Source organism: Bordetella holmesii, assembly GCF_020735985.1.
Classification (GTDB): domain Bacteria; phylum Pseudomonadota; class Gammaproteobacteria; order Burkholderiales; family Burkholderiaceae_B; genus Bordetella; species Bordetella holmesii.
In genome coordinates this window covers 299,668-319,406 of the sequence record NZ_CP085973.1, presented here as the reverse complement: position 1 = coordinate 319,406, position 19,739 = coordinate 299,668, and the positions used below count along the sequence as shown (strand labels likewise).

Below are 19,739 nucleotides of genomic sequence, written 5' to 3'. Positions count from 1 at the left end.
TTATATAAGATTGAAGGCACTGCACAATGCGGGCCGCGCCGCTCGCCGTATCATGACAAATGCGCACGACCGCCAGAAAATGGTGGTTCTACGCGGTCAAACAACCGGAGTCCATCATGCCGCAAAACACGCTCGACACCCTGAAGTCCTTCAAGATAGGGAAAAAAACCTGTCAGTACTATTCCTTGCCGGCGCTCGGCAAGTCGCTGGGCGTCGATATTTCGCGCCTGCCGGTGTCCATCCGTGTCGTGCTGGAGTCGGTGCTGCGCAACTGTGATGGCCAGAAGGTCACAGAAGAGCACATCCGCCAGTTGGCCAACTGGCAACCGAACGCCAAGCGTGAGGACGAGATTCCGTTCGTGGTCGCTCGCGTGGTTCTGCAGGACTTTACCGGAGTGCCGTTGCTGGCCGACATTGCCGCCATGCGCTCGGTCGCCGAGACGATGGGTAAGTCGCCCAAGAGCATCGAACCCCTCGTGCCCGTGGACCTGGTGGTCGACCACTCGGTGATGATCGATTATTTCGGCACCAAGAATGCCCTCGACCTGAATATGAAACTGGAGTTTCAGCGCAACCGCGAGCGCTACCAGTTCATGAAATGGGGCATGCAGGCCTTCGACACCTTCGGCGTCGTGCCCCCGGGCTTCGGTATCGTGCACCAGGTCAATCTGGAATACCTGGCGCGCGGTGTGCACCAGGACAAGAAAACGGGCGTCTACTACCCGGACTCGCTCGTGGGCACTGACAGCCATACCACCATGATCAATGGTATTGGCGTGGTGGGCTGGGGCGTGGGCGGCATCGAGGCCGAAGCCGGCATGCTGGGCCAACCCGTGTATTTTCTGACCCCCGATGTCGTGGGCGTCGAGCTCAAGGGTCAGTTGCGCGGCGGCGTCACCGCCACCGATCTGGTGCTGACCATCACGGAGATGCTGCGCCGCGAAAAGGTCGTGGGCAAGTTCGTCGAATTCTGTGGTGAAGGTACCGCCAGCCTGTCGGTCACCGACCGAGCCACCATCGGCAACATGGCGCCCGAGTATGGCGCGACCATGGGCTTTTTTCCGGTGGACGACCGCACCATCGATTACTTCAAGGGTACGGGCCGTACCGAGGAAGAAATCGCGGCGTTCCAAGCCTACTTCAAGGCGCAGAAGATGTACGGCGTGCCCAAGGCCAGCGAGATCAACTTCAGCAAGCTGCTCACGTTGGACCTGTCCACGGTCGCGCCCTCGCTGGCCGGCCCCAAACGCCCGCAGGATCGCATCGAGATCGGCAATGTGAAGAACACCTTCATCGATCTGTTCTCCAAGCCCATCGCCGAGAACGGCTTCAATCAGCCCGCGCAGAAGCTGTCGGAAGTCTTCACGACCAGCACCGGCACCAAATTGAAGAATGGCGACATCCTCATTGCTGCCATTACGTCGTGCACCAATACGTCCAATCCGAGCGTGCTGCTGGCCGCGGGCCTGCTGGCCAAGAAGGCCGTCGAAGCCGGTCTGAAAGTGCCCAAGCACATCAAGACCTCGCTGGCGCCCGGATCGCGCGTGGTCACGGAGTATCTGACCAAGACCGGACTGCTGCCTTATCTGGAGAAGCTCGGCTTTGATATTGCCGCCTACGGCTGCACGACCTGCATTGGCAACGCGGGCGACCTCACGCCGGATCTGAACGAAGCCATTACCAGCAACGATCTGATCTGCGCAGCCGTGCTGTCGGGCAACCGCAACTTCGAGGCGCGGATTCATCCGAACATCAAGGCCAACTTCCTGGCTTCGCCCCCGCTGGTGGTGGCCTATGCATTGGCCGGCACCATGACGCGCGACCTCATGACCGAGCCGGTCGGCCGCGGCAAGCATGGCGACGTATGGCTGGGCGATATCTGGCCGTCGACCGAAGAAATCGACGCATTGCTGAAATTCGCCATGAACCCGAAAGCCTTCCAGGCCAACTACAGCCAGGTCAAGAGCAATCCTGGCAAGCTCTGGGAGAACATCAAGGGCGTGTCGGGCGACACGTACAACTGGCCTGATTCGACCTATATCGCCGAACCGCCGTTCTTCCAGGACTTCAGCATGACGCCGGGCAGCATCCCGGTGATCAAGGGCGCGCGCGCGCTGGGCGTTTTTGGTGATTCAGTCACCACCGACCATATCTCGCCGGCAGGCTCGATCAAGGAGACCTCGCCCGCCGGCAAATGGCTCAAGGATCATGGCGTGCTCAAAGCCGACTTCAACAGCTACGGCTCACGGCGGGGCAATCACGAGATCATGATGCGCGGCACCTTTGCCAACGTTCGCATCAAGAACCTCATGATTCCGGCGCGCGCCGATGGCAGCCGCTTCGAAGGCGGCGAAACGCTGCTGCAGCCCTCGGGCCAACAGATGTCCATCTATGACGCCGCCATGAGCTATGTGGCTCAGGGCACGCCCTCGGTGGTGTTCGGCGGCGAAGAGTACGGCACGGGCTCCTCGCGCGACTGGGCCGCAAAGGGCACGCAGTTGCTGGGTGTCAAGGCCGTGATCACGCGCAGCTTCGAACGCATCCACCGCAGCAACCTGGTCGGCATGGGCGTGCTTCCCTTGCAGTTCAAGGGCGACGACAGCGTGCAGTCGTTGGGCATCACCGGTGAGGAAACCTACGACATCTCGGGTCTGGAGCATGGCATCAAACCCATGCAGGATGTCACTCTGACCATTCATCGCAAGGATGGCAGCAAGCAGGACGTCACGTTGTTGCTGCGCATCGATACACCCATCGAGGTCGACTACTACCTGCACGGCGGCATTCTGCCCTTCGTGCTGCGCCAGTTACTGGCTGCCTGACCGGCGGCTTCGGTCCATCATGCATCACGCCCCGCTTGCGGGGCGTGATGCATTGGGCAGGCAGCTCAGGCATCGAGGCCGAACTGGTAGGCATCCATGGCCAACGCCGCGTAGCTGACCTCATCATTGAGGCGCCGTGCGGGCAACCCGCCAGCACCCAGCGCCACGTAAAGCGGCATGAGGTGGTCATCGTGCGGGTGCGCCTGGCCCGCGCCAGGCGCCAGCCTCTGCCAGTCAAACAGGGCGGGCAGATCGCCGGCGGCCAGCCGATCGGCATACCATTGCTGAAAACCGGGCACGTACGCACTGGGTGGCGCTGACTGCGGCATGCGTACGTCGCGCAGATTGTGCGTGAGCGAGCCCGAGCCGATGATGAGAATGCCCTCCTCGCGCAACGGCGCCAGTGCCTGACCCAGGTCGTATTGCCCGCGGGCATCGCGCCCGACATCCAGGGCCAGCTGGACCACCGGCACATCGGCCTGCGGGTACAGATAACGCAATGGCACCCAGGCGCCATGATCCAGAGGCCGGCGGACGTCGTCGGCCGCTTCGATGGACGAGGCCGCCAGCACGTCACGCACCCGGGCAGCCAGTGACGGGGATCCCTGCGGGCTGTACTGGAGTTGATACAGCTCGGGCGGGAAGCCGCCAAAGTCGTGCCAGGCGATCTGCCGGTCTCGGGTGGATACGGCCAAGCCATGCCCCATCCAGTGGGGCGAGACCACAAGTATGCCGCGCGGTTTGTCCGGCTGCGCTGCGCTCCACTGCTGCAGGACGGCGCCGGTGCGGCCCGGCTCGACAGCGAGCATGGGAGAACCGTGAGAAACAAAGAGAACAGGCCAGGTCATCGCATTACTTCCAAATGTTGATGGATCCATTGTGCGCGCGCGGCAACCGGCAATAAAGCCTCTAATCACTTATGGACCATTCCCGAATTGGCAACAATTGCGAAGCCGACACGCCGACAGCGGTAAACTATTCCGTTACGCACTTTTGACCCGACGAAGTCATGGCCCGTACCCGCAGCACCACCGCTCCCCGCTTGAACCGCGAGGCAACCCGCCTGGCCAGTCTTGCCCAGGCCCTGAATCGCTCGGGCAGCCACATCGAGGATCTGTACTGGGAAGCGCAATTGGCCGAATCCATCGGCAAACTGCTGCGCCCCGGCAGCGACGGCCCGCTGGAGGCCGCGCTGGACCATCTGGCGCAAAGCGACATCGGCGCCTACGAAGTGTTGATCGAACAGGCCGAAACGCTCTCCGAATCGATGAAAGCCGACAAAAACGGCGTCTGCCATGATGTGCTGTTGCTGGTCGCACCCGTGGTGGCGTGGACGCGCTATGCCATCCCGACCGGGCCGATTCCGGCGCCGGCTCAGCAAGCGCTGCTGGCCCAGTTGCATGGTCATGTGCTGGCCAGCAATACCCGTGTGGCGTTGATGCCGCATCTGGTCAGCATCGACCAGATGCCGCGCACCTTTTCGGAGACGGCGCAATGGATGCAGCGCCTGGCCAGCCAGGCGCTGGGCGCCACGCCGACGCGCACCATGATCGACAGCGCGGTCGAGACCGCCAACATGCTGGCCGATACGCGTTATCTGGTCGCCGCCGTGGCCGTGCCTGAGCATGCGCCGATTTTCCGCTGGCAGGAGCAGCCCGAAGACGCCGAATCCAGCCGCGACGCCTGCCTGGCGCGCTGGTCGGAGCAAGCCATGCCGACGCTATCCGGCTTGATGCCCGGTTGCGGGCTGGAGTGTCTGCTGCCCGATGCCTATTACGTCAGCAACCGTGAAGCCGATCGCCGGGTGCGGCCGCTGTCGCTGCGCGCCGCCGTCAGCTGGCTGGAAGGCGCCACCAGCCTGCCAGCGGATCAGTTGCGCGCGGTCATTGCCGCCTGCGGTCAGGAGCATATCGAGGAGTTCCGCATCGGCTTTACGCCGCGCAACAGCAACGATGTGTATTACGGTTGCGTCTGGCCGGTGTATGGCCGGGAAGAGGCTCTGCCCGGCGAAGATGAAAATGCGGCCGACCCCGCCGAACAGATCGCCGCGGTGCTGAAAGAATATGGCGTGACCGACATCCGCCGCATTCCTGGCCGTCTGCAGACCGAGTTCTGTGAGGATTGCGGCGCGCCGTACTTCCCCGACCCGCTGGGCGTGATGGTGCACGCCGAGCTGCCCGAGGACGCCGAGGCCGTACCGGCCAAGTTCCACTGAGCCAGTATGCGCGCCGATATTTTCTGCCGTGTGGTCGACAACTACGGCGATATCGGCGTGTGCTGGCGCCTGGCGCGACGGCTGCATGCCGGCCGTGGTTGGCAGATACGCCTGTGGGTGGATGACCTGCGGGCTTTCGCCCGGCTGCAACCCGAGGTCGATCCCACCGCCGCACGACAACAGGTGCAAGGCATCGACGTCATTCGCTGGGGCGAGCACCCGGACCTCCTGCCGGGCGACGTCGTGATCGAAGCCTTTGCGTGTGACCCACCGGCCGGCTTTGTGCAAGCGATGCGGCGCAGCCATCCCTTGCCCGCCTGGATAAATCTCGAGTACCTGAGCGCCGAAGACTGGGTGGAGAGTTGCCACGGCCTGCCATCGCAACGCCCGGATGGGCTGGTCAAACATTTTTTCTTCCCCGGATTCACCTCCGCCACGGGGGGGCTGATCCGCGAACCGGGGTTAAGCGCAGAGCGCGATGCCTTGCAGAGCAGCCATGCCGCGCAGCAAGCGTTTCTGAGCACGTTGGGCGTGCCCCGCGCGGACCACGCCCGCCGCATTCTGACGCTGTTCTGTTATCCCGAGGCCCCCTATCGGGAGCTGGTGCAGGCATTGCGCCGCTGGCCTACGCTGGTGATCGTTCCTCAGGGTGTGGCGCCCGGCCTGGAAGACGCCGCCGGCGGCGAGGTGCAGATCGCCCGCATCGCCTTTGTCACGCAGCCGGATTTCGATCGCCTGCTCTGGTGTGCAGACCTGAATTTCGTGCGCGGGGAAGACTCTTTCGTGCGCGCGGCCTGGGCTGCGCGGCCCCTGGTGTGGCAGATCTATCCGCAGCAGGAAAATATCCATCTGGAAAAGCTGCAAGCCTGGCTGGCACGGTATCCGGCCCCGCCGGCCGCGCACCATTTGCTGCGCGCCTGGAATGCCCCGGCAACCGGCACAGACTGGGCCACCACCCTGGATGCCGCGCTGCAAGGCCAGGCCTGGGATGCATGGCGGCAATCCGCAAGCGATTGGGATGCGGGCTTTGCCGCCAGACAAGACTTAGGGGACGCATTGGCGGATTTCTGCGCGAGCCTGACCAAGACGCGCTAGAATAGAGAGTTTTCTGCAATATGCCGACACGGCCAGCCCGTGAGTCTGTGGCGCTTGCAAAGATCTTTTTTGTTGGCCTCCCGGGGCGCGCAGAATGGTTAACTCCGCTTACGCGCATGCACGGCGAGCGCGCACTTTATCCCCGGAGTTTTAATCGATGAAAACCGCTCAGGAATTGCGAGTCGGCAACGTGGTGATGGTCGGCAAGGACCCGCTCGTGGTCCAGAAGACCGAATACAACAAGTCCGGCCGTAACGCCGCCGTGGTCAAGCTGAAGTTCAAGAACCTGCTGACGGGTTCGGCCAGCGAATCGGTCTACAAGGCCGACGAAAAGTTCGATATCGTCTTGCTGGAACGCAAAGAGTGCACCTACTCTTACTTCGGCGACCCGATGTACGTCTTCATGGACACGGAATACAACCAGTACGAAATCGAGGCCGAGAGCATGGGCGATGCCCTGAACTACCTCGAAGAAGCCATGCCGGTTGAAGTGGTGTTCTACGATGGCCGCGCCATCTCCGTCGAACTGCCGACCATCCTCGTTCGTGAAATCACCTATACCGAGCCAGCCGTACGCGGCGACACCTCGGGCAAGGTGCTCAAGCCGGCCAAGATCAACACCGGCTACGAACTGAATGTTCCGCTGTTCTGCGCGATCGGCGACAAGATCGAGATCGACACGCGCACCAACGAGTACCGCAGCCGCGTCAACTAAGTCCGCAAGCTGCCCGCCAAAACAAACGCCCACCGCAAGATGGGCGTTTGTTTTGGGCCGTGATCCGCGCCGGGGGCTGGTCTACTGAAGCTGGTCTTCGTCCAGAAAGGCCGGCACGGACAAGATGTCGATGCCATCTTCAGCCAATTCGGCACGTTCGTCAGCCGTGGCGGTGCCGCGGATGGGACGCTCGACGGCTTCACCTTCGTGAATGCGGCGGGCCTCGGCGGCAAAACCCGCTCCGACGTTTTCGGTCTTGCGCAGGATCTCACGCACTTTGCGCATGACTTCGGCCTGCATGGCTGCAGGGGCGGCAGTTGGCGCGGGCGTCGGCTGGTGCAAATGGGCGACATTCAGGTGTGGCGCCGAAAGCCGCTTGGTAATACTGGCCGATGCGCAGACCGGACAGCTCAACAGGCCTCGCGCCTGTTGAGCGTCATAGTCGTCATGCGAGCCGAACCAGCCCTCGAAGACGTGGCCATGCTCGCACTGGAGATCAAAAACTTTTAATGCCATGGCGGATAGATGGAGAATCCAGCCGGGAAAACAAGGGCTCGGGGCGCAGAAAAAGCGCCCCCCATGCCGCCCCTCATTTGCGCCGGGTATTTATGCGCATCTGCTCAGCCTGCAGCGTGTCGATCTGGCGCTGCAAGGCGCGCAGTTGCTGATGCACGTCCTTGTTCTGGTCGGTAAGCGCGCGGGTTTCCTGGATCGACTGCTCCTGACGCGCCGCCACCTGCTGCTCTTGCTCCTGGCGCAAGGTCTGATCCGCCTGCAAGGACGCCAACTCGGCATTGCGGGCAGCGAGCTGTTGCTCGGCCTGGTTGTACTCGGCTTGCAACAGGATGCGCTTGATCTCTATGCCTGCCAGCTCGGAGGAGCGAGCGACGAAGGCACGATAGGTGGACTCGGCCTGCGCGGCGTTGCGGGTCTTGATGACACGCCAGAAATCCTTGTGCTGAAACAGGACGACGAAATACGTCTGGTCGTCGGGTTTGAACAACAGGCTGGCGCCGTAGCTGCCGTTATAAGCCGTGCGCAGTTCCGATACCTGGCGGGCCTGGATCAGGCCTTGCAACTCGGAGGCGGTGGAGCTGACGCGCGGCGTCGCAGGCGCTGCCTGGGGAGGCGGCGGGGGGGGGGGTGACGGCCGTGGTGGCCGCATCTTTGTCTTCGACCTGTTGCACTACCGGGCGCTCTTCTGGCGGCTGGGTAGTGGCGCAGGCGGCCAAAGCGGTCAGGATCGTGCCGGCCATGGCCAGGCGCGTGCCTTTCCCCAGGATATCGATCTTCAATTCCTTCCCCTATGCGGTGAGTACCGCACTATAGCAACTAATCGCGAATATTCGTATCAGCGTCCGCCCGGAAAACAGGGGCGAAACACCATTTCCGGCGGCTATAACTCGCCCATGCCTTCGACCGCCTCACTCTGGGCGTCGCCCAGACGGAGCTTGCGCATTTTTTCCCACAAGACCTTGCGGCTGATGCCCAGATGATGGGCCGTGTCCTGCCGCCGCCAGCCATTGCTGTCGAGCGCCGCCAGGATCCGCTCGCGCTCGGCCCGCTCGGCATCGGACAGCGCCGTGGCCGGCATCACCACAGGCGGTGCTTTCAGGGCGGCGCCGCAGCCGTCGAAGATACGTTGCAGCCGCTCGGCATCCCAGCCCTGCAGTTGCCGCCTTACGATGGCCACGCGCTCGGCAAGATTGGAGAGTTCGCGCACATTGCCGGGAAAGCGCAGGCTCTCGACCCGTTGCAGCACCCAGGCCGGCACGTCCTCATCGATGCCCTGCTGTTTCAGCATCGCCGTCATAAGCGCGCGCTTTTCAGCCGGGCCTCGCACCTCCAGATTGGGAATGTGCAGCTCGATGACGGCCAGGCGGTAATACAGATCGGCCCGGAATTCGCCCTGGGCGACCAGGGCGAGCAAGTCCTTATTCGTGGCGGCCACCAGGCGGAAGGCCACCGGCACCTCCGTGGTGGATCCCAGGCGCGTCACGGTGCTTTGCTCCAGCACCCGCAACAGCTTGACCTGTTGATACAGCGGCAGGTCGCCGATTTCATCGAGAAACAGCGTGCCGCCGTGCGCTTGTTCGAAATAGCCCTTGTGCGCGCCTACCGCGCCCGTGAAGGCGCCCTTGGCATGGCCGAAGAAATGCGCCTCGAACAGCCCCTCCGGAATGGCACCGCAATTGACTGCAACGAAAGGCCCATTCGCCCAGGATGCCGCCTCGTGCAGCAGGCGCGCAATGCGCTCTTTGTCCACGCCGGTTTCGCCATGGATCAACGCGTTGGAACGGCAATCGGCGAACATGGTGGCCTCGGCCAGCAGGCTGCGCATCGCGGGCGATTCGGCCACCAGCGCCGGCTGCACGCGCGCACCATCGGGCACGGCAGCCCGCTGGGCGATGCCCGCCACGCGAAACAGGAGCCGGCGCAGTTCGGCGCCGCTGAAGGCCAGCGGCAAGGTGTAGGAGTATTCGGGCGGATAGAAGCGGTGATCCTGGCTGCGCTCTTGGCCAGCCACCCACACCACGGGGATCCCCTGCGTGGCCAGCCAGTCACTGGAAAAGCGGCCATCGCCCATGATGGTCACGGAGACGCCCCCCACGGCCAGGCGCGCGGCATCGCGGTCATGCGGCAGCGAAGTCGCCGAGGCGTCCGCATGGATGACCGTGGCGTCATAGCCCGCCAGGGCGCGCTCGGTACGCAGGGCGATATCGGAACTGCCCTCCCATACGTACACGTCCAGGCCCTCAGTGAGCAGGCTCTCGCTCATACTCGCCTCTCAATAAACAAGCTGAACTCCTTTGCCGTCGCAATCGACGGACAACATGTGCACGTCGGTCAGGCCCAGTTTGAGCCCGATCGTATCGTTGATCAGCGGCTGCAGCACGGAGGCGCCCACGGCATCGAGGGCCGGCTGCAGCACCTTGAGCAACAGCCCCACCAGGGCAGTCACGGCATTGGACGCATTACCTACGCCAGGCGCATTGTTGGCTGTCGTGGTCAACGTGCTTTTGAACTGGTTCAGGCAGCCGGTTTCGCTGCCTGACAGGTAGCCGCTGCAAGTGTTCAACCCCAGGGCATCCAGCAAGCCGCCGAGTAAGCCGCCGACCAGACCCACCACACCATTGACGAGACTGCCCACACCTTGCAGCAGACCGGGGATATTCAGTGTCAGGAGGCTGCCCAGGATATCGAGCGTGGACCCGGTCAGCCCCCCCAGAAAGCCACTCAATCTGACCTACCCCCAGATTTAGTACGGCACCGACATAGAGCCCAGGGGTAAAAGACCTTCTTTCTGATGAGCCTGCACGAATTGCGCCGGCGTTAAATATCCGAGCGCGCTGTGAGGCCGATCGGTGTTGTACTCGACTCGCCAGTTTTCGATCAAGCTTTTAGCCTGTCGCAGGGACAAGAACCAGTGCTCGTTAAGGCATTCGTCGCGGAACTTGCCGTTGAAACTTTCGATATAAGCGTTCTCCACCGGCTTACCCGGCCGAATAAACGACAGCTTTACGCCTGCTTGGTAGGCCCAGGCGTCCAAGGCTCTTCCGGCGAACTCTGGCCCGTTGTCCACGGTAATAGATCGCGGCAGGCCACGCATCTCCGCCAGCCGTTGCAGCACCATGGCAACACGCAGTCCCGGCAACGACGTATCGACCTCGATGGCCAGGCATTCGCGAGTGTAGTCATCGACGATAGTCAAACAGCGGAATCGGCGGCCATAGGCTAGGCCGTCGGCCACAAAGTCCATTGACCAACTCTGATTCGGCGCGATTGCCGCTGGGCGAACCACGCGCTCGGTCATTAATGTCCTGACCGCCTCGCGTTTGGCCTGCGGGCTGACTACTTTCGGCTTAGCAGATCCTGAAGCGCCGCCTTGTCCAGCATCGACTCGGCCAACAGCTTCTTGAGCTTGTTGTTCTCCTGCTCCAGCTCCTTGAGCCTCTGAGCGTCCGACACCGTCATGCCACCGAACTTCGCCTTCCAGTTGTAGTACGTTGCCTCGGAGATTCCGTGCTTGCGGCACAACTCTGCGGGCTTGGCACCTGCATCGGCTTCCTTGAGCACGCCGATGATTTGCTCTTCCGTAAATCGTTTCTTCATTGCCATTCCTTTGGGAACGGACTCTACATCGATTTCGTACTAATCACGGGGAGCAGGTCACCCACCCAGAAAGACGCCACCGGCTCGGCCGGGCGGGCCGCCACCGCTTCGGCCTGCAGCGTGCGGGACGACATGTAGGGAAAGAGCGCGGACACCGGAAGCGAGACCTCCACGCGCACGGCGTTGAGCCGCTCCCCCGCCGCCGGGGCTCGCACGAAACGAGGGGCCAGCGAGGCATTATCCGGATCCCAGCGATAGCATTCGACGCCGGTAGGCAACAGCGCCTGCGCGTAACCGCTGAGATTCTCGCGCACGTTGACCCTGGCGGCCGAAGCAGCCCAGGTGCAACTGGTGCCGTCGAGCATCTGTGCCGCCGTCAGCGCACCCAGGTCGGCGGCCTTTTGCAGTTCGCGTTTGACGTAATAGAAATAGCCCAATTGGGCACCACCCAGCAGGATGATGCCAACCAGAATGATCAGTGCGGCCGACACCAGGATGGAGCCACGCTGACGGAAAGACCGGTTGCGCCCGACCATGGCGATCCTATTGGCCTGCGCCCAGGCCGCCGCCCGAGCCGCTCTTGCCGCTGGTCGAGCTGCTATCGAACCACTGCGGCAAGGGTTGATCGAAACTCTTTAGGTAGCGCCGCCCGTCGGCCTGTGCCTGCATCAGCGCGCGCGTCACGTCGCCAGGGTTCTCCTGAGCCAAGTCGGTGGACGTTGCGGCCGGGGCGGCCGGCGCGGAGGCCGAGACGCCCGGGGCCGCGACGTCTATCTGGCGTACCACGGGGGGCGCCGCGCCGTCGGAAGGAGGCGGTGCCACGGATGGCGCGCTGACGGGCGGCACGCCCGCTGCGGCCGGGCCGGTGAGCCGGCCTTGCGTCTGCGCCTGGGCGACGGTGCCAAACAACAAAGCCGTTAACAGGCAGTATTTCAGGGTACGGGTCACGTCGGCATCTCCACGGGCGTTATTGCACTAAAGGGGGGTTGCCCAAGCGATCCAACAAAGGACGCTGCACCATGGGCAGGACGCTGACAGGCTCGGCGGCCACGACCGTGGTCGGCTGACCGCTGGCGACCGCACGCACGACCGGCCCGCTCGTGGCCACCGCAGCCGGCGCGACGGCCGACACCGCGGCGGGCCGGCGGATCTCGGCGGCCAACTGATACACCCTGTCGCGCGCGGCGGGGCTGAGCTGGCCTCGCGTCATGATCTGCTGGGCGCCGCCCTCCTCGCCCTGCAACACCAGCAACAACGCCAGGTTGCCCAGAATGCGGGCATTGGAGGGATCGAGTTCGGCGGCCTGCCCCAGGGGCAAACGGGCGCCTTGCAGGTCGCCGGCGCGCAACCGCGCATAGCCCAGGTCCCCGAGGTATTGGGCATCCGTGGGCCGCAAGCTGGCCGCGCGCGCCAGATCCGTGGCGGCCTGCGCAAAGTCCGAACGGCCGGCCGCCAGCAAGCCCAGGCCATGCCAGGCCTGCGCAGCCTCTTCGCCGTTGAGCAGCGCACGGTAGAGCGCCTCGGCGCTGTCGGCCTGCCCGGTCATGCGCAGGGCATCGGTGCGCATGACCTGCACTTGCGGCGTCTCGCCATAAGTCTGCCGGTATGCGTCCAGATAGGCCAGCGACGCGAAATAACGCCCGCTCTGCTGGGCCTCGCGTATGACCGACAGCGCCATGGCGGGCCGCGAGGCCATCGCGCGTTGACGATCGGCCGCGTCGTTCTTGTGCTGCATCAGGGCCTGCTCCTGCTGCTGTTGCTGCATCAGTTGCCAGGCCCTGTCCACGTTATTGGTGGCGCAGGCGGCCAGCAGCGCGAGCCCCAAACCTGCCGCCGGTATTCTCCACATCCTCATGCCTAGCCTCCATTGATACGCGACAGGCCGCGAATCACCGCCAGAAACCCCGCGCCACCGGTCACAATCAGCAAGGCCGGCAACAGCGTCAACACCATGACACCCGTCATCTTGACGGTCAGCCGTGCTACATGGGCCTTGAGATCGAGCTTGCGCCGCTCGCGCACGCGGTCGCTGAAACGGGCCAGCGGCTCCTGCACCGCGCCCCCATGTTTGTCCACCTGCACGATGAGCCGGCAGATGGCGGTCAAATCATCGTTTTCGTAGTCCACGGCCAGCCGGCCAAGCGACTGCTCGCGGCTGCGCCCGCGCGTATGCAACTCCGCCGAATGGCGCATCTCGGCAGCAAGCACCGGCATCACGGTACGGAAGTCGGTCACCAGGACATGGATGCTCTGATCCACCGATAGGCCGACCCCTTGCAACAGACGGAGCAGGTCGATCAGCAGCGGCAACTCATTCTCGGCCTGCTTGCGCCGGGCGCGCCAGCGACGCATCAGCCACCATTTGGGCAACATCCAGCCCACGGCAAAGCCGAAAAACACGGCGATCATCCAGGCCAAGACGCCGCGACGATCGAGGAAGTCGTCCAGCAGCCACCACGCAAGCAAGGGAAAAAGCACCGCAAGAACGGCGCGGCTCATGATGAACAGGCCGCGCGCACGCTGGCTTTGATCCAGAAAATAGAGTTCGACCAGGCGGCGATCTTCGGCAGCGAGCAGCGACTCACCCAGTCTGCCCTGACCGATGCGCAAGCCCATGGAGCTGGCGGCATGCGTCATGGCGGCGGCGCGCTCGCGCGCGCCCTTGGGCGGACGTACGGCATCGAGCGCAACGCCCTCGCGCGCGGCCAGCGCGCGGTCGACCACCGCGCGGTTGCGATCCGCGCGGCCCACACGCACAAACACCGCCACGCTCACCACCAGGCAGGCGATCATCATGGCGATAACGGCGCTGATCAGGAACCAGCGGGCACTCGGGTCGTTGAGCATCGCTTGCATAGCACCCTCCTCACACGCCCCGGGCCATGCGGAACAGGCAATAGGTCCCGATGATCTGCAGCCCCAGCCCGCCGAGCAGCATGTTGAAACCCAGCGGATCACGCCACATATTCATGAACAGGTCGTTGTTGAAAATGATGATGAACAACGCCAGACCAATGGGTAGCAGCGACAGAATCCAGGCCGAAAGGCGCACTTCGGCGGACAACGCCACCAGCTCATCGCGCGCCTGCTCCAGATCGCGCATGAAGGCCGACATCCGTTCGAGCACCTGTTCGCTGCGCCCGCCAAACCGCAGGGCCAGCGAGATCACCGACGACACCAGGAAGAGTTCCTGCAACCCGTACTGCCGGGATACGATCAGCAGCGCGGCATCGAGCTCCTTGCCCGAGCGGGTCAACGCGTCGGTGCGCTCCAACACTTCGAGCAGCGGATCGTCGACCGCGAGCATCGCGCCCTGGAACGCCGCGTTGACGCTGTTGCCGATGGTGATCAAGCGCACCACGCCATCGAGAAAGCCCGGCAGTTGATGGATCACGCGCCGCCGGCGCTTGTCGGCCTTGCGCCACAGGCGAAACAAGCCAAGAAGCAAGAACAGCGCAAAGGCCGCGAAGGCCGATGCCGCCCCTCCGAACATCGCGCCCAGCGCGGCGGCCACCAGGGCGGGCAACAGCAATACGAGATAGAGTTTCCCGTCGGAACGCTCGCCGGCCAGCAACAACAAGCGTGCCCAGGCGTTGCCCCCTTTGCGTATCGGGCGCAACAGTTTCTCGGCCGTGCTCCGGGCGGCAGACGGGTCAAGGCGTGAGGCCAGAAAGGCCGACGTGGCCGAGCGCCGTTGCCCGGCGCTGGCGCGGCGCAGCAATAAAAATGCGCCTGCGGCTAGCAAGAGCGCCGCAGCCAGCAGAGCCAGGGCCGTCATCATCGACGCCGTCCCCAGAAGCCCGCGCCACCCGAACTGGGTTCGGGGTCTTCGGGCGCGAGCGACGCACGCATATCGGCCCATGCACGCGCCAACTTGGGCGTATGCGGATTGATGCCCAGGCCGACCCAGTTGTCCCTGTCTTCGCCATCTGGCGCGAGGACAGACTCATACCGATAGAGCTCCTGCGTGGCGATCACGTTATCGCCCATGCCGGTGACCTCGGTCACGGAAATGACGCGACGTTTGCCATTGGGCAGGCGGCCGATCTGGATGATGAAATCCAGCGCGCTGGCGATCTGCCGCCGCAGGCTGTCCTCACTGCCCTGAAAACCTGCGAAACCGGCCAGCATCTCGATGCGATAGAGGCATTCGCGCGGCGAATTGGCGTGAATGGTGGCCATCGAACCTTCGTGACCGGTATTCATGGCCTGCAACATATCCATGACCTCGGCGCCGCGCACTTCGCCCACCACCACGCGGTCGGGCCGCATGCGCAGGCTGTTGCGTATGAGATCGCGAATGCTGATGGCGCCCGCGCCGTCAAATCCCCCCTGACGCGACTCCAGCCGCACCACGTGCGGGTGGTTGAGCGACAGTTCGGCCGTGTCCTCCACCGTGACGACCCGCTCGCCTTCCGGGATGAAAAACGCCAAGGCATTGAGCAACGATGTCTTGCCGGAACTCGTTCCACCGGAGACCAGCACATTGCAGCGGTGTTTGACAGCCAAGCTGAGCAAGCGGTGAATCTCTTCGTTGAACGTCCCCAGCACGAGCAGGTCGGCAGGTTTGAGCGGATCCTGGCGGAATTTTCGAATGGACACCATGGGCCCGTCGACGGCCAGGGGTTCGATGACCACATTAAGCCGGCCGCCATCGGGCAGCCGCGCGTCCACCATGGGACTGGACTCATCCAGCCGCCGGCCTATCGGCGCCAGAATGCGGCGCACGATACGCAGCACATGCTGGTTGTCGGTGAATCGCAAGCTCTCGCGCGCCAGCACGCCGCGGCGCGAGACAAAGACATTGTTGTAGCCGTTGATCAGCACATCTTCGACAGCCGGATCGGCCAGCAGATCCTCCAGCGGGCCCAGCCCCGCCAGCTCCTTGGTCAATGCGCTGCTGATGTGGGACAGCTCGGCTTCGTTGAGCGCCAACCGCCGCATGCGGGCAAAGCCGGCCACCTCGATTTCAACGAACTCCTGAATGGCCGCGCGTGTCCAACGACCAAATTCCGCTCCCAACTCTTCGATGCGCGAGAGCAGGTGTTCATACGCCTGGCTTTTGACATCCTGGTAGCGTTGCGAACCGGCGAATTCGTCCGCCGCCTCGCCGTTACCAAACACCATCGATGCCGACATGATCATGGTGGTCGTTCCCTCAGTGCAGCATCATGCGTTTGTGAACGCCGGGCAGCCACGCTGCCAGCCAACCCTGGCGCGCCCCCGGGGCCATGCGTTCGGCCAGCATGCGGTCCACCAGCCCTTGCACAGCCCTTACGTAGATATCGCGCTCGGCCTGCTGATAAAGCAGACGGCCCTGGTTGGTGCACAGCATCAGCGGCATGGTGCGATCCGGCAGCGTGCCGGCCAGGGCCAGCCCGAAGCGCTCGGCAATCTGCATGGAGGTCATGCCATAGCGTTCGTCATAGCGATTGACCACGAGTTTCAGGGTGTCGCGCGGCACGTGCTGCTGCTCCAGCTCCTGCAGCACCCCCGCCAGCGACACGAGCGAACTCACGCTCTGATCGGTGACCAACCAGACTTCATGCGAGCTTCGCGCCAGTTTTGCGGTGAAATCGGGATTGGAAAAACCACCCGCGTCGGTCACCAGAACGCCATAGTGCTGCCGTAGACGCTCGAACAGCGAAAGCGAGTCCGCGGGTGACAACGTGCGCACCTGGGCCATGTCCCGCGGCAGCGTCATGGCGCTGATGCCGGCTGCCGTATGCGCCACGGTCGAGCTCAGCAACGTCCCGTCGAGCCGGCGCAGATTGCGCACCGCCTCGGCAAAATCGAAGTCACTGTTGATATTCAGGTAGAGCAGGCAATCGCCTATCGGCCAGCCAAGATCCAGGACACACACCCGTTCGTTCAGCGGCAATTGCGCGGCCAGGAGTTCACCTTTGCCATGCGCCTTGCCACCCTGGGCGTGCTGGCGCGACAGCGCGATCTGCGCCAGATGCTGCTGCGCCAGGCCGGCAGCGTGCACGGCCAGCGTGCTGGCCCCCACGCCGGGCCGCGCGCCGAGCACCAGCACGCTGCGATGCGAGCTGCCGTTGCCACCGGCTTGCCGGCAGTCCGCCAGCAGGCGTTGCACCACGGCCTGCACCTCGTCGGGAGAAACGGACGGGTCGACAAAATCGCTCACGCCCGCGCGCAAGGCGGCGATCGCGCCGTCGGGCTCAGAGAGGTAACCAACGGCCACCCGAGGCAAGGAAGGCGCCACACGCATGAGCACGCGCGCCATGTCGGAAGCCATCAACAACTTGCCCGGCTGCGCCTGCCCGCCGGTGAAATCCAGAAAAACGACCTGCGGATTGATTTCCGCCAGGCGCTGGGCAAGCACGTCCAGTGAGGGCGATTCCTGAGTCAGCATGCCGAGATCCCCGACCGCCTGTCCCAGTTGCTGCGCCACGCCGTTGTCACTCGAGCAAAACAGAAAGCAGTTGGCCTTGTCCAGGCCAACCCATTCTCGGGCGTGTGTTTTCATATCATTCACTGTGAAAAACCCGGCATTTGCTGGCCGCCCATGGGCCCCAGCAGGTAATACCCCCAGGCGTTGAAGCCGGAGTCGGTCACTTCCTGGCGCGCGCCCGGAAGCGGCAAGGTGACGCCGCGGGCGATAGGCCTGACCAGACGGGGGGTGACGACGATGACCAGTTCGTTGTCCTCTTGCGAGTACTGCACATTGCGGAAAAAAGAGCCAATGATGGGTAGATCGCCCAGCAAAGGGATCTTGCTCACGTTGGCCTTGGTCTGGCGCGAAACCAGGCCGCTGATAAGAAAGCTCTCGCCATCGCCAAGTTCGACCATGGTGTCGGCGCGACGCGTACGCAGCGCCGGAATGATGGTGGTCGTGTTGTTGGCGTTCACGATGGTCGTGCCATTGGTGTAGTCCAACTCGCTGGCCTCCGGCGCGACCTTCAGCGCGATGCGTTCGCGCGAGATGACGGTGGGCGAGACGGTCAGGCCTATCCCGAAGGGCTTGTAAGTCACGTTCTGCGTACCCAATCCGCCGGACTCGGGCACCGGGATCTCTCCACCGGCCAGAAAGCTCGCGCTCTGGCCCGACAAGGCCAGCAGCGTCGGCTCGGCCAGCACGCGCGCCAGACCATTGCTTTGCAACAACTGCAGCGTGGCGTTAAAGTCGCGGCTGCTATAAGTCAACGACCCCAGAACCCCCCCGGCCAGATCCGGCAGCAGGCTCACCCCGCCGTTAAAGCGCGAGCCACCCGCGTTAAAGCTCACGCCGATGTCCTTCATGACGGTGCGCGAGACTTCCACCACCTTGACTTCCACCTGCACCACGCCGCTGGTGTTGATCTGCGACACATCCACCACCTGTTTGTCGCCGCCGGCCGCTTCGACCGCGCCGCGATGCGCTTCGGCCGAAGGCGCCACACGGTTGACCACCCCCCGGTCTCCGGCCCGGTCGACAAAGGCGCCCGGCTGCACGCCGCGGGCCGCCAGCGCCGCCTGTACATCGGAGGCCACGCGCACCACCCATACCTGGGGATCGCGCTGGCCGCGCGCCCAGATGCGCAGCTCGGTGGCGCCGGGCTTGCGGCCGATGATGATCACTTCGCCCGCCCGATTCGGTTCCGGGCCGAGCACTTTGACATCGGCGACCTCGGGATCCGCCACAGCGATACGAGCCGGCGTGGCGTTCAGGCGCAGAGGCTCCTGCCCTTTGACGGCCACGACGATTTCGCCGGGGGCGTTTGCGGCCGCCGCCACCGCCGGCGCGCTTTGCGCCTGGACAGGCAGGGCCGGCATCGTGGCCAGGATGGCCATGAGCAACGTCCACTTTCCTGCAGTGCGTACGGTAGTCATGCGCGTTTTCACGTCGAGGTCTGGGGAAACAATCATCAATACGCCACGTTCTGTACGGTTGAGCCACGCAGCACTTCAACGCTGCGGCCGGAGCCAATCGACGAGGCGCGCGCCGCGGGCTGGGCCACCGCAGCGGGGCCAGCCAACTGCGCGAGGCCATCGCCGCAAACGCCATGTTCACCCCGTCGTGAACGGTGGCGTTCTGGTCTGCGGTCAGGTTGGCGCGCGGCGCCAGGACCGGTGTGCGCGCCACGAAGAGGCTGGGATCGGGCACGGCGGTGTCCTCGGGCGAGCGCAGCGCCAGTTGCAACTTGCCGGCACGCGCTGCCAGCAAAGGCTCATTGACCTGGGCTACCGGCACGGCCAGCATGGCGTTGCGCGCCACAGGCGCCGGGTTGCCCGAGCCGCCACCTGCGGCGCGGTCCGGCTCGCCCGGCCCGTCGACCGAGTCCCGGCCATAGGCCAGCACCTTGACCCGCGACTGCAGCAGGCGCATCTGCGAACCCTGCACCTCGGGGCCGCGCTCCATCATCATGAAGACATCGATCAGATCACCGGGACGGATACGGTTCTGCGCGCCGACGATTTCATCGACCGGGATGGTGATGGCGCGCTCGCCCGGCGCCAGATGAGCCGCCAGGCCTTTGGCCAGGACATAGGGCCCCACGGGCTGCCCCTTGGCTACCGCCTGGCGCAGGATGTGGCCGCTCACCAGGCCGGGATCGGCCACGGCGATGTCGGGCGCCGCGTTCCATTGGGCGACCTCGAGCATGTCGTTGCTCAGCCGGGTGCCGGCTTCGAGGTCTTTTTTGGCCACCACCACGGCATGGGTTTTCTCGGCAGGCGCAGGCGCGCTTTGCGCCACCTGGGCTGGCGGCGGCGGCGGGGCCTCGCGCATGGCCAGACGAACCGCCAGATAGCCCAGCGCCAGGGCCACCAGAAGAAA

The 19,739-nt window shown here is 64.1% G+C and carries 16 protein-coding genes and 3 pseudogenes; 4 read left to right on the top strand and 15 right to left on the bottom strand.

What is annotated here, in order from left to right; translation table 11 throughout:
* Positions 1–116 precede the first annotated feature (116 nt).
* Positions 117–2,822, top strand: a complete 2,706-nt coding sequence (gene acnA, locus LK440_RS01510) for an aconitate hydratase AcnA (RefSeq protein ID WP_005016075.1) — start codon at positions 117–119, stop codon at positions 2,820–2,822.
* 65 nt (positions 2,823–2,887) lie between these two features.
* Here the strand turns inward: acnA and LK440_RS01505 are convergent, their stop codons facing one another.
* On the bottom strand, positions 2,888–3,670 hold the full coding sequence (locus LK440_RS01505) for a DODA-type extradiol aromatic ring-opening family dioxygenase (RefSeq protein ID WP_017685262.1): 783 nt from the start codon (positions 3,668–3,670) through the stop codon (positions 2,888–2,890).
* 161 nt (positions 3,671–3,831) lie between these two features.
* On the opposite strand from LK440_RS01505, the gene LK440_RS01500 reads away from it, so the two are divergent.
* The 3 genes from LK440_RS01500 (at position 3,832) to efp (ending at position 6,847) form a co-directional block, all read left to right on the top strand.
* A complete protein-coding gene (locus LK440_RS01500) occupies positions 3,832–5,037 on the top strand; it encodes a DUF2863 family protein (protein WP_005016081.1) in 1,206 nt (401 codons plus the stop codon).
* A 6-nt stretch (positions 5,038–5,043) separates the two neighbouring features.
* The gene (gene earP, locus LK440_RS01495) at positions 5,044–6,132 is read left to right on the top strand and encodes an elongation factor P maturation arginine rhamnosyltransferase EarP (RefSeq protein WP_005016083.1); all 1,089 of its coding nucleotides are present in this window, start codon (positions 5,044–5,046) and stop codon (positions 6,130–6,132) included.
* A 157-nt stretch (positions 6,133–6,289) separates the two neighbouring features.
* Entirely contained in the window at positions 6,290–6,847 is a 558-nt protein-coding gene (efp, locus tag LK440_RS01490; RefSeq protein ID WP_005016087.1) for an elongation factor P, read from the top strand.
* A gap of 81 nt (positions 6,848–6,928) precedes the next feature.
* Here the strand turns inward: efp and LK440_RS01485 are convergent, their stop codons facing one another.
* The 14 genes and pseudogenes from LK440_RS01485 to cpaB form a co-directional block, all read right to left on the bottom strand.
* The gene (locus LK440_RS01485; protein ID WP_005016089.1) at positions 6,929–7,363 is read right to left on the bottom strand and encodes a DUF1178 family protein; all 435 of its coding nucleotides are present in this window, start codon (positions 7,361–7,363) and stop codon (positions 6,929–6,931) included.
* A 73-nt stretch (positions 7,364–7,436) separates the two neighbouring features.
* Positions 7,437–8,142, bottom strand: a pseudogene (locus LK440_RS01480) (DUF2968 domain-containing protein).
* Positions 8,143–8,243: 101 nt separating this feature from the next.
* Positions 8,244–9,626: a sigma 54-interacting transcriptional regulator gene (locus LK440_RS01475; protein WP_005020092.1), complete on the bottom strand. Its 1,383-nt coding sequence runs from the start codon at positions 9,624–9,626 to the stop codon at positions 8,244–8,246.
* Between the two features lie 9 nt (positions 9,627–9,635).
* Positions 9,636–10,088, bottom strand: coding sequence for a hypothetical protein (locus LK440_RS01470; RefSeq protein WP_005016097.1), 453 nt, complete (start codon positions 10,086–10,088; stop codon positions 9,636–9,638).
* 18 nt (positions 10,089–10,106) lie between these two features.
* A pseudogene (locus tag LK440_RS01465) lies at positions 10,107–10,960 on the bottom strand (IS3 family transposase).
* Positions 10,961–10,983: 23 nt separating this feature from the next.
* Entirely contained in the window at positions 10,984–11,496 is a 513-nt protein-coding gene (locus tag LK440_RS01460) for a TadG family pilus assembly protein (protein WP_005016099.1), read from the bottom strand.
* Between the two features lie 7 nt (positions 11,497–11,503).
* A complete protein-coding gene (locus LK440_RS01455) occupies positions 11,504–11,908 on the bottom strand; it encodes a hypothetical protein (protein WP_227944757.1) in 405 nt (134 codons plus the stop codon).
* Between the two features lie 19 nt (positions 11,909–11,927).
* Complete coding sequence (locus LK440_RS01450) at positions 11,928–12,809, bottom strand: tetratricopeptide repeat protein (protein WP_005016103.1); 882 nt, start codon at positions 12,807–12,809, stop codon at positions 11,928–11,930.
* A gap of 8 nt (positions 12,810–12,817) precedes the next feature.
* On the bottom strand, positions 12,818–13,816 hold the full coding sequence (locus LK440_RS01445; RefSeq protein WP_005016105.1) for a type II secretion system F family protein: 999 nt from the start codon (positions 13,814–13,816) through the stop codon (positions 12,818–12,820).
* Between the two features lie 10 nt (positions 13,817–13,826).
* A complete protein-coding gene (locus tag LK440_RS01440) occupies positions 13,827–14,738 on the bottom strand; it encodes a type II secretion system F family protein (RefSeq protein ID WP_005016106.1) in 912 nt (303 codons plus the stop codon).
* The gene (locus LK440_RS01435) at positions 14,738–16,105 is read right to left on the bottom strand and encodes a CpaF family protein (RefSeq protein WP_005016107.1); all 1,368 of its coding nucleotides are present in this window, start codon (positions 16,103–16,105) and stop codon (positions 14,738–14,740) included. Before LK440_RS01435 ends, LK440_RS01440 begins: the two co-directional genes overlap by 1 nt.
* A 13-nt stretch (positions 16,106–16,118) precedes the next feature.
* The gene (locus LK440_RS01430) at positions 16,119–17,459 is read right to left on the bottom strand and encodes a MinD/ParA family protein (RefSeq protein WP_005016110.1); all 1,341 of its coding nucleotides are present in this window, start codon (positions 17,457–17,459) and stop codon (positions 16,119–16,121) included.
* Positions 17,456–18,754 carry a type II and III secretion system protein family protein gene (locus LK440_RS01425; protein WP_005016114.1) on the bottom strand — a complete coding sequence of 433 codons (1,299 nt, stop codon included), beginning with the start codon at positions 18,752–18,754 and terminating at the stop codon, positions 17,456–17,458. Before LK440_RS01425 ends, LK440_RS01430 begins: the two co-directional genes overlap by 4 nt.
* Before the next feature lie 334 nt (positions 18,755–19,088).
* Positions 19,089–19,691, bottom strand: a pseudogene (gene cpaB / locus LK440_RS01420) (Flp pilus assembly protein CpaB); the annotation flags it as partial.
* Between the last annotated feature and the right edge of the window lie 48 nt (positions 19,692–19,739).

What these genes read in the sequence shown, in the direction of transcription:
- LK440_RS01475 (WP_005020092.1), bottom strand. Translation starts at nt 9,626, where the DNA reads ATGAGCGAGAGCCTGCTCACTGAGGGCCTGGACGTGTACGTATGGGAG.
- LK440_RS01435 (WP_005016107.1), bottom strand. Translation starts at nt 16,105, where the DNA reads ATGATCATGTCGGCATCGATGGTGTTTGGTAACGGCGAGGCGGCGGAC.
- LK440_RS01445 (WP_005016105.1), bottom strand. Translation starts at nt 13,816, where the DNA reads ATGCAAGCGATGCTCAACGACCCGAGTGCCCGCTGGTTCCTGATCAGC.
- earP (WP_005016083.1), top strand. Translation starts at nt 5,044, where the DNA reads ATGCGCGCCGATATTTTCTGCCGTGTGGTCGACAACTACGGCGATATC.
- LK440_RS01440 (WP_005016106.1), bottom strand. Translation starts at nt 14,738, where the DNA reads ATGACGGCCCTGGCTCTGCTGGCTGCGGCGCTCTTGCTAGCCGCAGGC.
- efp (WP_005016087.1), top strand. Translation starts at nt 6,290, where the DNA reads ATGAAAACCGCTCAGGAATTGCGAGTCGGCAACGTGGTGATGGTCGGC.
- LK440_RS01485 (WP_005016089.1), bottom strand. Translation starts at nt 7,363, where the DNA reads ATGGCATTAAAAGTTTTTGATCTCCAGTGCGAGCATGGCCACGTCTTC.
- LK440_RS01450 (WP_005016103.1), bottom strand. Translation starts at nt 12,809, where the DNA reads ATGTGGAGAATACCGGCGGCAGGTTTGGGGCTCGCGCTGCTGGCCGCC.
- LK440_RS01500 (WP_005016081.1), top strand. Translation starts at nt 3,832, where the DNA reads ATGGCCCGTACCCGCAGCACCACCGCTCCCCGCTTGAACCGCGAGGCA.
- LK440_RS01425 (WP_005016114.1), bottom strand. Translation starts at nt 18,754, where the DNA reads ATGGCCATCCTGGCCACGATGCCGGCCCTGCCTGTCCAGGCGCAAAGC.
- acnA (WP_005016075.1), top strand. Translation starts at nt 117, where the DNA reads ATGCCGCAAAACACGCTCGACACCCTGAAGTCCTTCAAGATAGGGAAA.
- LK440_RS01505 (WP_017685262.1), bottom strand. Translation starts at nt 3,670, where the DNA reads ATGACCTGGCCTGTTCTCTTTGTTTCTCACGGTTCTCCCATGCTCGCT.
- LK440_RS01460 (WP_005016099.1), bottom strand. Translation starts at nt 11,496, where the DNA reads ATGGTCGGGCGCAACCGGTCTTTCCGTCAGCGTGGCTCCATCCTGGTG.